The 15,245-nt window shown below is 50.6% G+C and carries 12 protein-coding genes and 1 pseudogene; 10 read left to right on the forward strand and 3 right to left on the reverse strand.

Features of this window, described 5'->3' with window-relative positions:
* The first annotated feature begins 20 nt into the window (after positions 1 to 20).
* The 3 genes from EXT46_RS06775 (at position 21) to EXT46_RS06785 (ending at position 2,341) form a co-directional block, all read left to right on the forward strand.
* Complete coding sequence (locus EXT46_RS06775) at positions 21 to 947, forward strand: diguanylate cyclase (protein WP_130146165.1); 927 nt, start codon at positions 21 to 23, stop codon at positions 945 to 947.
* Complete coding sequence (locus EXT46_RS06780; protein ID WP_165381073.1) at positions 916 to 1,926, forward strand: AraC family transcriptional regulator; 1,011 nt, start codon at positions 916 to 918, stop codon at positions 1,924 to 1,926. Before EXT46_RS06775 ends, EXT46_RS06780 begins: the two co-directional genes overlap by 32 nt.
* Positions 1,927 to 2,002: 76 nt before the next feature.
* A complete protein-coding gene (locus EXT46_RS06785; RefSeq protein ID WP_130146169.1) occupies positions 2,003 to 2,341 on the forward strand; it encodes a DUF1232 domain-containing protein in 339 nt (112 codons plus the stop codon).
* Here the strand turns inward: EXT46_RS06785 and EXT46_RS06790 are convergent.
* Positions 2,338 to 5,184 carry an FAD-binding and (Fe-S)-binding domain-containing protein gene (locus EXT46_RS06790; protein WP_240701094.1) on the reverse strand — a complete coding sequence of 949 codons (2,847 nt, stop codon included), beginning with the start codon at positions 5,182 to 5,184 and terminating at the stop codon, positions 2,338 to 2,340. The genes EXT46_RS06785 and EXT46_RS06790 overlap by 4 nt on opposite strands.
* Before the next feature lie 217 nt (positions 5,185 to 5,401).
* Entirely contained in the window at positions 5,402 to 5,785 is a 384-nt protein-coding gene (locus EXT46_RS06795; RefSeq protein WP_130146171.1) for a hypothetical protein, read from the reverse strand.
* Positions 5,786 to 6,214: 429 nt separating this feature from the next.
* Between EXT46_RS06795 and EXT46_RS06800 the strand changes: the two genes are divergently transcribed.
* The 6 genes and pseudogenes from EXT46_RS06800 to EXT46_RS06825 all read left to right on the forward strand — a co-directional run bounded on the left by EXT46_RS06800 (position 6,215) and on the right by EXT46_RS06825 (position 12,733).
* Positions 6,215 to 8,035, forward strand: coding sequence for a glycoside hydrolase family 3 protein (locus tag EXT46_RS06800; RefSeq protein ID WP_130146173.1), 1,821 nt, complete (start codon positions 6,215 to 6,217; stop codon positions 8,033 to 8,035).
* Positions 8,036 to 8,066: 31 nt separating this feature from the next.
* Positions 8,067 to 8,861, forward strand: coding sequence for a putative hydro-lyase (locus EXT46_RS06805; RefSeq protein ID WP_130146175.1), 795 nt, complete (start codon positions 8,067 to 8,069; stop codon positions 8,859 to 8,861).
* Between the two features lie 8 nt (positions 8,862 to 8,869).
* Positions 8,870 to 9,598, forward strand: coding sequence for a 5-oxoprolinase subunit PxpA (locus EXT46_RS06810; RefSeq protein ID WP_130146177.1), 729 nt, complete (start codon positions 8,870 to 8,872; stop codon positions 9,596 to 9,598).
* Positions 9,586 to 10,458, forward strand: a complete 873-nt coding sequence (locus tag EXT46_RS06815; RefSeq protein ID WP_053909524.1) for a glutamate cyclase domain-containing protein — start codon at positions 9,586 to 9,588, stop codon at positions 10,456 to 10,458. Before EXT46_RS06810 ends, EXT46_RS06815 begins: the two co-directional genes overlap by 13 nt.
* A complete protein-coding gene (locus EXT46_RS06820) occupies positions 10,455 to 11,312 on the forward strand; it encodes a D-amino acid aminotransferase (RefSeq protein WP_130146179.1) in 858 nt (285 codons plus the stop codon). The genes EXT46_RS06815 and EXT46_RS06820 overlap by 4 nt, the downstream gene beginning before the upstream one ends.
* A gap of 201 nt (positions 11,313 to 11,513) precedes the next feature.
* Positions 11,514 to 12,733 (forward strand): annotated as a pseudogene (locus tag EXT46_RS06825) (MFS transporter).
* Between the two features lie 3 nt (positions 12,734 to 12,736).
* Here EXT46_RS06825 and EXT46_RS06830 read toward each other — a convergent pair.
* Positions 12,737 to 13,438 carry a FadR/GntR family transcriptional regulator gene (locus EXT46_RS06830; protein ID WP_130146181.1) on the reverse strand — a complete coding sequence of 234 codons (702 nt, stop codon included), beginning with the start codon at positions 13,436 to 13,438 and terminating at the stop codon, positions 12,737 to 12,739.
* Between the two features lie 216 nt (positions 13,439 to 13,654).
* On the opposite strand from EXT46_RS06830, the gene EXT46_RS06835 reads away from it, so the two are divergent.
* On the forward strand, positions 13,655 to 15,127 hold the full coding sequence (locus EXT46_RS06835; protein WP_240701108.1) for a dipeptidase: 1,473 nt from the start codon (positions 13,655 to 13,657) through the stop codon (positions 15,125 to 15,127).
* Positions 15,128 to 15,245 lie beyond the last annotated feature (118 nt).

Here is a 15,245-nt window from a genome sequence, read left to right on the forward strand (position 1 = left end):
TAATTAACTCAAGGTCTTTCATGCGCTTTAACCCATTTCGCACTCATCCCTTACTGGCTCATATAAGCATCGCTTGGTTGGTACTTGCCGCGCTACTCAGCTATCAGTTGGGGGAGCTCAAATACAGTGGTGATATTGCCTGGCTCGATATCCTTGGCGAAGGCGGCATTGTGCTCATGACATTAAGCTGGATTGTCGCGCTGCTGGTGTCTAGGCCACCGGGGAAGGTCACAACCTTGTTGGTGCTAGGGCTGGGGCTATTTATGTTTTCTGCATCATTAGACTTGCTTGATGAGTGGTTACACCAGCCCAGTCGCTATTGGTTAAGTTGGATTGAGTCTCTGCCTGCCCCCATAGGCATGTTATTCACCAGCGCCGGGCTGTATTGGTGGCATCAAGAGCAGTTTGTGCTAAACCGCCAACTGGCTCGCCGTGAGGCACACATGCGCGACCACCAAAAAGTGTGCCCGGTCACCGGATTATATCGTATTCAGTATGTGCAAAAAGTCTTCGATAGTAGCCGCGAGAGCGAGACTAAATGCTGTATTGCCATGATTGATGTAGAGAACTTTGCCGCCGTCAACGCCCGCTTCGGCCTTGCCACCGGCGATCGATTACTGCGTGAGCTCAGCGATTTAATGGTGATGAATATTCGTATGGGCGATGTGCTCAGTCGTTATGCCAGTGACAGCTTCATTCTGCTTTTGCCCGCCACCGCGAATCACCAAGCACAGCAGCTTATCGCGCAGTTACAAAGCGCCATTCGCCACTGCGCCTTTCGCCTTGACCCCCAAGGGCAAGCCCACTACATAAACACCTACAGCGCCGTTATTGAAACCGCAAAAGATGAGCCGTTGCCGCAGCTATTGGGGCAGCTGCAAAAGCAATTACAACAACAAAAACACCGACCAGGTCATGGCGATGCCACGCTTTGCGCTTCAAGATAAAAAAGTCATTAGCAGTGAGGGGCTGATCAGTGCCATCGCCGAGCTGGCTCTGGCTCGTGGCGCTGATTTGCACAAGCTACTGCGAGGCACGGGGATTTTTAGTGACGATTTACTCGACCCGCACAGCCGTTTTAGTCATCATCAGCTAATGCGCTTACTGGCACAATACCAAGGCCAATTTCCTCACCCCGATGCGGGATTTTTATTAGGGCAGCAACTACTTAATGAACTGGGCACTGTTGGGCAAGCCTTGCTAAGCGCGCCTACTGTTGGCGATAGCCTACGTATGCTGCAACGCCTCTACCAACACATTGCACCACTGGTCCATGTTCGTTATCACCTTTATCAGCGCCAAGTGCATGTGTTTATTACGCCAACGCTGGCCCCAGAGAGCAAAGCAACCGGATTACTTATGCAGGCCTATAGCAGCGCTTTCTATGCGCTGTTAAAGCGCCTAAGCCAAGGCTATGCACACTGTCACTTTGATTTTGCCTGCAAGCGCCCACGCCATATGTATGAGTTTGAGCACAACCTCGGCACGCGTTTACGCTTTGCCCAGCCCGTGTATAAATGGTCCTTTGCTGCCAGTATGCTCAGATGCACTAACGACAATGCCAGTATGTTGCGCTGGCAACGTCTGCAAAGCCAACCTCGGTGTGAGTCGCCGCCGTATTTCATCGATGCGCTGTGCCAGTTGTTATCGCGCCAACCGCACCTTAGCTTAGCCGTACTCGCGCAACATATGGCCATGAGCCCTGCCACTTTTAAGCGCAAACTCAAAGAGCATGGCTGGCGCTTTTCCCAATTACAGCAACAGCAGCAAACGCTTAGAGCGGTTTATTTACTTAGCATTCGTGATAAAGGCAACGATTATGTGGCCAACCGCTTAGCCTTTTACGACACCCCGAACTTTCGTCGCGCGTTTAAGCGCTGGACCGGCCTCACTCCGAGCGAATTAAAAGAGTCAATGAGCCTGTAAAAAGGCATAGGGTAACGCCGTGTAATACTTTTATTGCGCCCAGGTATTATGCTGTCAGTAACAACAGGAGTGACTTATGCACAGCAAACCCAATTTAAATCACCGAAGTGCCTATCCACGCTGGCTACTCATCGGCATTCGCGCCTTGCTCGCAAAGCTGCTAACCCTGTATTTCGCATGGCATTCACCAAAATGCACCGCTACGTATAAATTAGCGTTAATCGCCGCATTAGCGTATCTGCTTTTTCCCTATGATTTAATCCATGACTTGGCCACAAGTTTTGGTTACGCCGACGACGGCACCTTTATGGGCGCAGCGATCATGACGTTTTCATCATGCATTGATGCCCGAGTAAAAAGCCTAGCCAAACGCAAAGCACAGGCCATGGTCTATGTCCCCAAGGGTAAGCGTTAACTGCGTGCCTGCGCTTGCTCATTTAAGCGCAGCAAAAGCGACGTAAACACCACACCACTGTGTGCTTTAAGACCAATTTCACAGGTGCGACTGTTGCTGTAACCGCTTTTGCAGCCAGGGGGCTGCGAGTCTGTGAGGTGACGCAAAGCATGGCTGTTGAGCTCAGGATGCGTGAACCCTTTATCCCCGGCAAAACCACAACACTTAATATCGGTAGTACTGACTTTCTCACTTAATGCATTTGCCAGCGCCAACATGGCCTTGCCTCCGTCGAGGTGTTGCGAGCTACAGGTGACATGTAACCAGATAGGCTCGGCACTGGGGGTAATGTGCAGATGTGGCAGCAGGTACTGCTGCGCAAAGGTAATACTATCAAGCGGCGCGATGTCGCCGTCACTGGCGCTGTGCAAGGCACAGGGGCTGGCATCCATGACCACTGGCCAACGCCCGTTGTCACTGAGCTCGGCCATAACCTGCTGAAGCTGTTGCTGCTTATACTGGGCTTGGTGCACCGCGCCTCGACTGTGAAACGCCATACCACAACACAATTGTCCTAGTTGTTTGGGCACAATAACCGTAAAGCCTGCTTTGGCACATAATTGTTGCAGTGTATGTTGCACACTGTGCTCGCCATCATTAGCAAAAACCCGATTTGCACAACTCGGAATGTACACCACCTTACGTTCCCCCGACTTATTTTGGCTCGATGTAGGGGTTGGCTGCCCCTGCCCTTGCGGCCAGGCGCTGAAATAGAGAGGGGTGCCAAAACGCTGATGCAACCACTGGGTGCTGTTTTGCAGCTGCGTTTCGCCCACCACATGGGCCAGTTTTTTCATGCTACTGAGGCCAAAACGGGCAAGCTGCGTACTGCCCTGAAAATGCTGCGCACTGTATTGGGCAATGCGATTAGCCAAACGCGACTGCGCAAACCCTTGTTGGCGTAACGATTTCACATAGGCACCGGTGTCTATGCCAACAGGGCAGCGCGTTGCACATAATCCGGTCGCGGCGCAGCTGCTATCGACTAAGTGCTGAAAGCGGCTTTGAACGGCCCCTAAACGCTGCCGTAAACGAGGGTTTGGGCTGGTGCTACTGGCTAATTGCGCCTGAAGCTCTTGTTGATGACGACTCAAACTAATACGTTGGCGCGGCGTTAATGTGTAACCTTGCGATGGACAAACAGGTTCGCAAAAGCCGCACTCGATACAGCTATCAATAGTGTCATCGGTCGCAGGCAGATCTTTAACATGCTGCAGGTGTGCACGCGGGTCGCTGTTGATGATCACTCCAGGGTTAAAAATCCCATTGGGATCAAACAGCTGTTTGATCTGTTTCATGACTCCATAGCCATCATCTCCCCACTCTAGGGCCACAAAGGGGGCCATGTTTCGTCCCGTCCCATGCTCGGCTTTCAGTGAACCATTGAGTTCAACGGCCACCAACTGCGCCACCTCGGCCATAAATTGCTCATAACGCGCCACCTGCTCATCGTTATCAAAGCGCTGGGTAAATACAAAATGAAGGTTACCTGCCAAAGCATGACCGAAAATAATGGCTTCTTGGTAATCGTGCTTGGCAAACAAGGCATGCAACGCCTTAATGCCGCGTGCCAAATCGCTGAGCGCAAAGGCGACATCTTCAATAATCACTGTGGTGCCTATCTCCCGCACCGCCCCCACCGCTGGGAAGGTGCCCTTACGCACGTTCCACAGCGCCTGTGCCCGCTCGCTATCACTGCTAAGAGCATATTGATGAATAATATCGCTTTGATAACGCTCGAGTAAGGCACTGACAGCGGCGCTGGTGGTCTGTAATTCAGACTCGTCAGCGCCGGCAATTTCAATCAACAGCGCGGTGGCCTGCGCCGGAAAATCAACAACCTCGTTGGGCATAATGGCCTGTTCGCGCACCGACATCAGCGCGCGTTTATCGAGCATTTCCACCGCCTCTACGGGGTAGCAACTAAGCTGCTCGATAAAATCGCAGGCACTGTCTATTGTCGCAAAGGTAAACAGCCCAGTGTGTTTATGCGCACTATGAGGCACGGTGTGGTAGGTAATATTGGCAATGAATCCAAGGGTGCCTTCGGAGCCGATCAGCAAATGCTTGATAATATCGATGCCATCTTGGTAATCGACAAGCGCATTCAGGCCATACCCTGTGGTGTTTTTCAGTCGGTATTTATGTTCAATGCGGGTGCGCAGCGCCTGGTTTGCCCGCACTTGCTCGCCGAGGTGCTCGAGTGCCTGTACGAACTCGCCGTGACTGCGGCGAAATTGCTCACAAGAGTGTGCATCTGCGGTATTTAGCTCAGTGCCGTCGGCCAATATAATGTGCATGTCTTTAAGCGTGTGGTAGCTATTATGCTTAACACCACAGCACATGCCTGAGGCATTATTTGCGGCAATACCGCCCACCTTGCAGCTGTTGATCGAAGCCGGATCAGGGCCTATTTTACGCCCAAATGGTGCCAGCAGCAGGTTGACCTTGGCACCGATAAGCGCTGGTGATAGCGTTATCCAATCGCCGTTGCTACCGATTTCATAATCCTGCCATTGGTCACTGAGCACCACCAATACACTGTCGCTAATCGCCTGCCCGGAGAGGCTGGTGCCAGCAGCACGAAAGGTTAACGCAACCTCAAAGCGCTGGGCTAGGGTAATTAACTGTTGCACCTGCGCGCGGTGGTGTACACGCACCACACACTCGGGGGTGAGGCGATAAAAACTGGCGTCGGTACCCAGGGCATAACGCAAAGCATAATCAGTGATCACCTGCTCGTAGGGTAAGGTTTCACGGGCAGCCTCAATGAAGGCTTCCATGGCGGCGCGGTACTCTGACATAATGACGGTCACTAATAGCGGGCGATGTGCCTTAGCATAGCTTGGAATAAAATATTATTAAATCCCTTAAGGTAGATAGTTTTACACCTAAGCAACCAGTGCCCTGTCGCTAACTATTGTGACCAAGTATTTGGTGTGGCTAGCCAATTAAAAGCAATAGCGGGGAATCGAACCAATTCTGTGCTGGTAAATTTAGCCTAATTTAACTGGGAGTGTATTATTTACCGCACGAATCAATAAAATCTTGTGGCTCAATAACAACTTCTAGTTCATGATTCTCAACTTTTTTATCTATGGCATCACGATTTAAGGTAATTGTACATCCGTTACTATTTGTCGCCTCAACTTGAGATAAGTCTTTGTCTATTTTGGTCATTACTAATGATGACTGCTCATAGTGCCAAAGCTCATTTTCTTGCGATTTAATAGGTTGTAGCTCTAAGATCTGAGTACCATATTCATTAGAAAAAGTAAGCTTTACATGAATTACTTCACTCGTGTTGTTTTTTATACTACCCCAGTAAACATTAGAACAACCATTAACAAAAATAATAACCGCAGCAAGTAATGAACATTTAAAAAAAATATTTATATTACCCATGTAATTTGAGAGCTCCATATTAGTCGTTTGATATCCATTTCAACAGCGACCGAGTCTGTGACTCTTTGATATGCACTTTGTGGCCTTTTGCTAATGTCATAATACCCCATTAAAGTTTCACGGGCAGCCCCAATGAAGGCTTCCAAGGCGGCGCGGTACTCTGACATAATGACGGTCACTAATAGCGGGCGATGTGCCTTAGCATAGCTTGGAATAAAATATTATTAAATCCCTTAAGGTAGATAGTTTTGCGTCTAAGCAACTGAGATCAGTACATGTTAAGGTCAGTCCGTCTAAAGTGGTTGTTTTTTTACCACTGCACACTATAGAATCGTGAATAGTTTATTCCAAAAATCAGTCTCGGAGCGAGCCGTGTTTTTTCGCCAGATAGCCAAGGCACTAAGCCTTGCCATAGTAGGATATGCCGTTATGAGTGCCCCAAGTTTTGCCGCTACCCAGCTCACCTTAAAGCAGCAAATTGGCCAAAAGCTAATGTTAGACTTTCGCTATTATTGCGGTGATAGCACTGCCAGTGACCGCTGTCGCACCCCGATGACCAAGCTGCCACAAGCTCTTGCCGATGCCATTAGCACGCACCACATTGGTGGCGTGATCTTATTTGCCGAGAACATCGACAACACCGAGCAAATTGTCGCGCTGAACCGCGACTTACAACAAGCGGCGCTGGCCTCCTCATTAGCGGCCCCTTTGTTTATTAGTGTGGACCAAGAAGGGGGGCGCGTTGCTCGTATTCCCCGTCATCTTGGTACGGCGATGACGGGCAATATGTCCATCGGTGCAACCTATGCAAAGCATGGCAGTGAATATGCCAGCGCCAGTGCCAAAGTGATTGCTAAAGAGCTTCGGGCAGTTGGTTTTAACGTTAATTACGCGCCCACCTTAGATGTCAATATGAATCCTAACAACCCGGTGATCAATGTGCGCTCCTTTGGTGAAGACCCGGCCCGAGTCGCTGAGCTTGGCGGCGCTCAGGTTGACGCCTATCAACGCCAACAGGTCATTGCCGCGTTAAAGCACTTTCCGGGTCATGGCGATACCAATGTCGATAGCCACACCGGTTTGCCCAAGGTCATGCATAGCAAAGAGCAGGTCATGGCCCAAGATATTGCCCCGTTTAGGGCGGTGATTGAGGCCGGCCATGCCCCGGGCATGATTATGACCGCACACATTCAATACCCGGCGCTCGACAGCAGCACCTTTGTCAGTAAACAGGGGCAAACAATGGTTAAACCGGCCACCATGTCGCGGGCCATTATGACCTCACTGCTGCGTGAGGAGCTGGGTTATCAGGGTGTCACCATCACCGATGCGTTAGATATGGCAGGTATCAGTGATTTTTTTACCCCCGAAGACGCACTCATTAACACCTTCAAGGCCGGTGTCGATATTGCGCTTATGCCCATTGCTATTCGCAATGAACAAGATATTGCCGAGCTTAATAAGCTCATTGATGCCGTAGCCCATGCCATTGAGCGCGGCGAGTTAGAGCGCGGCGAATTTGCGCAATCAGCGCAGCGGGTTATGGCTTTGAAAGCCGACTATCAATTGTTGCCAGCGCACTTTGACAATCACCTGCTACAAACCGAGCTAGCGGCGATGACCTTAGGCAACGCCAGTCATCGGGCCATTGAAGCCGAGCTGGCCAGCGCCGCTATCACCGATATCAAAGCTGGACAGCGGGCTACCACCTTAATTAAACAAGCGCGCAAAGTGGCGCTCATTATGCCCGATACCCGCAAGTGTATGGCGTTGCAGCAAGCTCTGGATCACCTCAGCGAACAGCACAGAGTGTTTCACTGCATTAGTTTGCAAGGCCACGACCCTGAGCAAGCATACCTGGATATCAATGACGCCGATGTAGTTATCGCGGCGAATGCCAGCCCACCACAAAGTGCCGTCGAAATAGGCGGCATGGACGATGTTTCAGCCTTAGCGCAGTTTGCGCTGAATCGTCAGCAGCAACCCGATGCGCTGGAATCGTTATTACAACACGCGCAGCAAAGCGACACCCCGGTGATATTTGTCAGCTTGCGAGCCCCTTATGACATTACTCAATTTGGCGCCTACGCGCAGGCCGTGTTGGCAACCTATGCGTATAATATTGATGTTGATGATGGCGAAACCGTACAAGGCCCAGCCTTTACTGCATTGGCCAAGGTACTCTTAGGACTGCGGCAGGCCCCTGGAGAACTGCCGGTTACTATAGCGCCGACCAAGGTTCTGCGCTAGGGTGGGGATAAACACGATATAAGATACTGTTATGGACGCAAACGCCTCTTTAAAAACACCTGCGGACATCCGCCGGTTGATACGCGATGGTCATTATTCAGGGCATACCTCAGGGTTTGCCCCCGGTTATGTGCAAGCAAATGTGGTGATCTTACCTAAAAAATATGCCTATGATTTTTTGGGCTTTTGTCAAAATAACCCACGGGCCTGTCCGTTACTCGGTCACACTGAAGCCGGCGCCACCGAGCTACCGCGTTTAGCGCAGGATCTGGACATTCGCACCGACATTCCCAAATATCGGGTGTATGAGCTAGGACAAAAGGTCAGTGAGCAAACCGAAATTACCTCGCTGTGGCGCAAGGACTTAGTGACCTTTCTGATCGGCTGCTCATTTTCTTTTGAAGAGGCGTTATTGGCCGATGGCATTGAAGTGCGTAATATCACCGAAAACTGCAATGTTCCCATGTATGTGACTAATCAAGCCTGTCACCGCAGCGGCGTGTTTGGCGGCAATATGGTGGTGAGTATGCGGCCCATGACCCCTAAAGATGCCATTCGCGCCATTCAAATATGCAGCCGCTTTCCTAGTGTGCATGGCGCACCGGTGCATTTTGGCGATCCTCAGGCCATTGGCATTAACGATATTAAGCGGCCCAACTTTGGTGATGCGGTGAGTATAAAGCCAGGCGAGGTGCCGGTTTTCTGGCCATGTGGGGTGACGCCGCAGGTGGCCATTGCCACTGCTCGCCCGGATTTTTGCATCACCCATAGCCCCGGGCATATGCTGATTTTAGATATTAAAAACACCGCACTATCGAGCTTTTAGGAGTGTTTATGCTATTGAATTGCGACTTAGGTGAAAGCTTTGGCAACTGGCGTATGGGTGAGGATGCCTTAGCCATGCCCCATATTGATTTAGCCAATATCGCCTGCGGCTTTCATGGCGGCGATCCTCAGGTAATGGCCCGCACCTTAGCACTGGCCAAACACCATCAGGTAAGTATTGGCGCACACCCCAGCTACCCTGACCGCCAAGGCTTTGGACGACGCTCCATGGCGCTCAGTGCCGACGAACTATGTAGCGATTTACATTATCAAATCGCCGCTTTAGAGGGCATGGCCAGGGTGCAAGGGTTAACGCTGCGCTATGTGAAGCCGCATGGCGCCTTATACAACGACATGATGCGTGATAACGCTATTCTCGCCACCGTGATGCAGGCCATCGCCGACTATCCGAGCGAGTTGCAGCTGATGTTACTGGCCACCGGGCAGCGCCAACAACATGAATTAATGGCGCAGCAGCACGGCCTGTCATTATTATTTGAAGCCTTTGCCGACCGCCGCTACACCGATCAAGGCACCCTTACCCCACGCTCACAATCAGGCAGTGTGTTGGATAAGCAAGCTATGCTTGAGCAAGTTCAATTATTGGTGGCCGAGGCCAAAGTTATCACCGACAGTGGCCAAAGCCTCGCGCTCAATGCCGATACCTTGTGTGTTCATGGCGACAATCTCGAAGCCGTCAATGCCATCAAAGAGATCCGTGCGCTGTGTGCCCGCTAACACCGCAACTACAGCTCAGTCGAGACATTGAAGACTGCCTGGTGGCGCAGAATTTACGCGGCATGGCGCAGGTACAAAAGGCGCTGCAACCCGGCTATGTCTATCGCGCCGCAAAGCAGTTATTTGCGGCCCAAGAGCAAATTTTAATTGCTACAGGCTTCCCCGTAGCGGGGACTTTTGAAACCGATGGCCCGGTCGGCGCAATGGCGCTATATCAGGCGCTAACCACACTCGGCAAAGAAGTTAAATTAATCTGCGCAGATCCGCTATACAGGAAGATCGCCGAGGATTATAACTGTATGCCGCTGCCTTTAAATGATGTCGTAGGCGCTCATCAACAAGCCCAGGCCTACTACCACCATCACCGCGTCAGCTGTGTGCTCGCCATCGAGCGTCCTGGGCTCAACGCGCAAGGACGCTACACCAATATGCGCGGTGAAGATATTAGCTCCGGCTGCGCCAGCTTTGACCCCTATATGACATTGGCCCCGTGTCCAACCTTGGCCATTGGCGATGGCGGCAATGAAATTGGCATGGGTAAGGTAAGCGAAGCCCTTGAACAACTCGCAATTACCCCCAGTGTCACCAGTTGTGATGAGTTGGTTGTGGCCGACGTATCGAACTGGGGCGCATATGGCTTAATTGCTTTTCTGGGGTTGTGGCAGCAGCAAGACCTGTTAGGTGATATTGATAGCCCGGCGTTATTGCGCTACTGCAGCGAGCTCGGCAGTGTCGATGGCGTCACTTTACGCAATGAGCTGACCGAAGACAGTCTCGATGCCAGCCATGGCCAAGGCATCATCAACCAATTACGACAGTTAACGGGCTTTTTGCCCCAAGAGAATGAGGAAACCCCATGAGCCTTGTGTATTTAAATGGCGATTACATGCCACCAGAGCAGGCTAAAATCTCACCGATGGATCGCGGTTTTTTATTTGGTGACGGCATTTATGAGGTGGTGCCCGCCTACCACGGTAAGATGCTCGGTTTTGATGCCCATATCCAACGCATGCAATCGGGGTTAGCGGCCATTGATATCGAGCTTGACTACACGGCGCAGCAATGGCGGCAAATCTGTGACACCTTGATTGCCAAGAACCCGGGCCCAAACCAAGGTATCTATCTGCATGTTAGCCGTGGGGCCGATAGCAAACGCAACCACGCCTACCCGCAAGGTATCACGCCCACGGTTTTCGCCTTTTGTTTTGAGCTGCCCGGCGAGCCGGTTTGCGATCCGGAGTTAGCCACCAGCTACCATGTTTCCCTCGAGCAAGATAAACGTTGGCAACGCTGTAATATTAAGTCCACCGCCCTGCTTGGCAATGTGATGCATTATCAAAGCGGCGCGGCGGCAGGTAACAAAGAAACCATCTTATTCAATAGTGATGAGCAGATTACCGAAGCAAGCTCCAGCAATGTGTTTATCGTCAAAGATGGCGTGATCAGCACCCCGCCGTTAGATCACCAGATTCTGCCTGGGATCACCCGCTGGCTGATCCTCACCATTTTAGCCGAGTACAGCGACTTTGCCGTGCAACAACGCGTGATCAGCAAAGCGGAATTACTTAACGCCGATGAAGTATGGATCACCTCGGCAACCAAAGAAGTCGGGCCGGTGGTTAAAGTCGCCGATCAAGTCATTGGCAGCGGCCAACCCGGCCCGGTATGGCAGCAGGTACAAAGCCTGTTTAGCCAACATAAATTCGACTACTAACAACGACCCCTTATAGCGTCGGTGTGAGGCTGGCGCTGCATTCGAATTCAGGGTACAAACCTAAGCTCAATCCTTGCTTGAGGGTGCCACTTTAAATTATCATACAAATAGGCGTCGTACAGTCTCAGACTCAATCTCTCTCCTGTTTTTCTGTCTCCATTGGCGCCGATAATCACAACCAATTACTACAAAAGGGTTCTTATGCACCACCTTGATAGTCAGGGCCGCCAACCTATTGGCGTTATTTTACTCGTGTTAGCCTTGGGGACCTTTATTTTAGGTCTGACCGAATTTTCGATGATGCCCATGTTACCTTTGATCAGTGAGACCTTTGCGGTAACCCCCGGCAAAGTGGCTATGCCATTAGCGCCTATGCCATCGGCGTCGTGATTGGTGCACCGGTGTTTATGCTCGTGTGCGCAAACATGAATAAGCGAAACGCGCTGGCCATATTCGTTGCCATTATGTTTGTTGCCAATGGCCTCAGCGCAATGGCCCAAACGCTGGAGCAGCTCGTGCTATTTCGTTTGTTAAGCGGCCTCCCTCATGGCGCATATTTTGGTACTGCGCTGTTGCTGGCGGCTCAGCTGGCCCCCGCTCATCGCCGCGCAAGCTTTATGGCTAAGGTATTTATCGGGCTGACCATCGCCACTATTGTCGGTGTGCCGCTCGTTACCTTAATAGGCCAATCACTCTCATGGCGCTATTGTTTAGCACTGGTGGCCCTACTGGCCTTAATCGCTTTTGTGCTGGTGTTATGGCTGGTGCCAAACCAAGCCAACAAAGAGCACACTCATTTAGGCGATCAGTTAGAGGTGCTTAAGAATCCACTTGTTTGGTCTATTCTCGGAATTATTATCATAGGTTTTGGTGGCGTCTTTTGTATTTATACCTATATCGCCGACACCATTTTACAGGTTACGCAAAGCGCTGCCGTCACCATTTCCATCGCCATGGTGATGTTCGGTATAGGCTGTACCTTAGGCAATTATGTACTGGGTAAAGCCGCCGACCACTCTGCGCTTATCACCACAGGTGCAGCGCTGCTTGGCGCGACCTTGTTTGCGTTGCTGTATGTTAATGTAGCCACAAATATTTATCTGCTGTGTGGGGTGATCTTCTTTATTGGCTTTAGTGTTGGTTTAGGCACCGTGATCCAGTCGCTGCTTATGCAGGTCTCGCCGCAAGGCCATGCCATGATTGGGGCGCTGGTGCAATGTGCCTTTAATACTGCCAATGCAATCGGTCCGTGGGCTGGGGGCATGGCCCTTACTTATGGTCTACAGATGAACGAAACAGGCTATATCAGTGCAAGTTTGTTTGCCGGTGGCTTGGTGATGTGGGCGCTGAGCGTAGTGTTACTGCGACGTAAAGCTGCGGCACCTGTAGATTACCAACAATATGCGACTCGACGCCTGTAAACGTTACCTGTTAACTTGTTCAATTAATGCAATCGCCTCTTCAATCATACTCACCGATAAAGCCCTTGCCTTGTCGACTTCGCCATTTGCAACGGCAAGGAAGAGGTTTTTGTGCGCCTCAACAACCATATGCGTGTCGCCCTTAATCGGTGTAGTGTAACGAACACTGACATTAAGTGCGGTACTGGTAAAGTCTCTGAGCTGACGAAGAAAGCGGTTGCCACTTGCGTTAAGTAACTCTAGGTGAAAATCTATATCGTAGCGATGAAAGTTACTGTCGCAATCCACAGAGGCTGCCATGTTTTTCCAAGCGTGTTCTATTTTAGCGATAGACTCACTATCAGCACGCTGAGCCGCTAAAGCTGCAGCTTGTGGCTCAATAGCGAGCCTCATTTCCAAGAACTCCTTGAGTATCGATAACGAAGGGTTGCTGTCTAGCATCCAAGTAAGAACCTGCGGGTCGTAAAGATTCCAGTTATCAGCGTCTTCTATGCGTATTCCTTGGCGTGGACGAGAAGAGATTATTCCTTTTGCCGCCAGCATTTTTACTGCTTCACGTACGGCTGTACGACTAATATTGTATTGCTCACATAATTTAGCTTCAGTAGGCAAAGCGTGGGCGCTATTGTAGTGTCCAGATATTATTGCTTTTCCCAGTTCATCGGCTAATTGCATGGACAAACTGGTCTTTCTTAGTGGTGCCATAAATTGAAATGTTACTTATAACTAGTTAAATAAGAGTGTGTGAGATATACCCACGATACAGGTGTTAAGTGTTTAAGTGTACTTGCTTTTGCGCCTTTTGTTTTTTAACTTCAACTCAGTATATTACTGGTTCATATTTTCACTAAAGGTTACCATATACTTCAAAACCTTATCTTAACGGGATCTGCTTTGAAGTCATCACTTTTCGCTGCCGCATTGGCACTGCTAAGCCACGCGAGTTTAAGTCACGCCACCCCCACTTACCACGACGCACTGGCACAGTACGCTGTCGATGAATACCAAGACGCACAAATTCACACTCTCGCGAATATGGTGTCGTTCGCTACGGTTAATACAAGTGCATATAAAACACCTGATAACCCTGAGTTTATTGGCTTCAAACACCTATTGAAAATGAAGGCTGCACAGCTCGGCTTGGATTACCAAGATTTAGGCTACACCGTGCTTATTGGCATGGGTGAGCAGCAGGACAAGGTGACTATAGTGACCCATGGCGATGTGCAACCAGCCGATGCAACAAAGTGGGCCAAAAGCCCGTTTGTGCTTGATAGCACGAGCGAGCCGGGCAAACTAATCGCCCGAGGTACCGAGGACGACAAAGGCGCAATCGCCACCGCGTTGTATGCCATGAAAGCCATTAAAGACCAGGGCATACAATTAGATAATCGCATTGAACTGATGATTTATTTGGCCGAGGAGTCCGACTGGCAACCGCTACGCACCTTTATGCAAAGCTATCAGCAACCTAAATATGCGGTGACCATCGATGCCAGTTACCCTGTGGTGGTAGCCGAAAAAGGCTGGAGCCTAGTGGCCCCCACTTTTAGCGGTACTTATCAGGGCTCACAGATGTATGTCAGTGAGTTAACAGGAGGCGCGTTTGTAAGCCAAATTCCTGAAGATGCCAGCGTGCGCGTGCACAATGCCAGTGCCGAAGCGATAGCTACGCTGCGTGCCAACGCGGCAAAGCTCAGTGACGTTGAGGTTCAAATTGAAGAGCTGGGCGATAATGAAGTGTTAGTGCGCGTCAAAGGCACTTCAGCGCATTCGTCGGAGCCCGAGTCTGGAGTCAATGCCATTGCCCACTTAGGTGCGGTGTTTAATGGTCTGGAGCTGGCAACCAATGCCGATGGCCAAGCCTTACTATTTATTAATGAGCTTATTGGCTTAGATCTCTATGGTAAGCACTTTGGTGACATTGCCTATAGCCATGACTTTATGGGCCCAATGACGGTAGCACCGACCTTAATTGAGCGCCAAAACGACACGCTCACCCTCTCGGTGAACTTACGTCGGCCAGAGGGCAAGCCAGAGTCGCAGCTGCGTACAGAAATTAACAACGCCTTGAACAGATGGCAGCGTCGCCATCAAGTTGAGCTCGCAGCGGTTGATATAGAAATTGGCACCCCTATGCTATTAGATGATGCCCCGCACGCCGACGCCCTGCTAAATATTTTCAAGCACTACACTGGCGATGAGCAGGCGGAATTTGTCTCCATTGGCGGAGGCACCAATGCCAAGCTGTTTAATAACGCCGTGTCCTTCGGCCCTTCCATGCCTGGCAAAGCCTATACCGGTCACTCCGAGCATGAGTTTATGACCCCTGAGCAGCTACGTCTCAACCTCAAAATGTACACCGCCATGATGGTGACCTTAGGTAATATGTAGTGCTTCAATGGCAGCCGTTATGGATGACGGCTGCTTGAATGCCAGGTGCACAATAACGATTCGCGCTGCACCGAGTTAGTGCAGCAAGCACATTTTAATTAAGCAATAGCAAAGGCTG

The organism is Pseudoalteromonas sp. CO325X (genome assembly GCF_004208955.1).
GTDB lineage: Bacteria > Pseudomonadota > Gammaproteobacteria > Enterobacterales > Alteromonadaceae > Pseudoalteromonas > Pseudoalteromonas ruthenica.

Excerpts from the sequence above, each read along its gene's own strand:
- EXT46_RS06810 (WP_130146177.1), top strand. The coding sequence starts at position 8,870 with ATGCTATTGAATTGCGACTTAGGTGAAAGCTTTGGCAACTGGCGTATG.
- EXT46_RS06775 (WP_130146165.1), top strand. The coding sequence starts at position 21 with ATGCGCTTTAACCCATTTCGCACTCATCCCTTACTGGCTCATATAAGC.
- EXT46_RS06820 (WP_130146179.1), top strand. The coding sequence starts at position 10,455 with ATGAGCCTTGTGTATTTAAATGGCGATTACATGCCACCAGAGCAGGCT.
- EXT46_RS06785 (WP_130146169.1), top strand. The coding sequence starts at position 2,003 with ATGCACAGCAAACCCAATTTAAATCACCGAAGTGCCTATCCACGCTGG.
- EXT46_RS06830 (WP_130146181.1), bottom strand. The coding sequence starts at position 13,438 with ATGGCACCACTAAGAAAGACCAGTTTGTCCATGCAATTAGCCGATGAA.
- EXT46_RS06780 (WP_165381073.1), top strand. The coding sequence starts at position 916 with ATGGCGATGCCACGCTTTGCGCTTCAAGATAAAAAAGTCATTAGCAGT.
- EXT46_RS06790 (WP_240701094.1), bottom strand. The coding sequence starts at position 5,184 with ATGTCAGAGTACCGCGCCGCCATGGAAGCCTTCATTGAGGCTGCCCGT.
- EXT46_RS06795 (WP_130146171.1), bottom strand. The coding sequence starts at position 5,785 with ATGGGTAATATAAATATTTTTTTTAAATGTTCATTACTTGCTGCGGTT.
- EXT46_RS06800 (WP_130146173.1), top strand. The coding sequence starts at position 6,215 with ATGAGTGCCCCAAGTTTTGCCGCTACCCAGCTCACCTTAAAGCAGCAA.
- EXT46_RS06805 (WP_130146175.1), top strand. The coding sequence starts at position 8,067 with ATGGACGCAAACGCCTCTTTAAAAACACCTGCGGACATCCGCCGGTTG.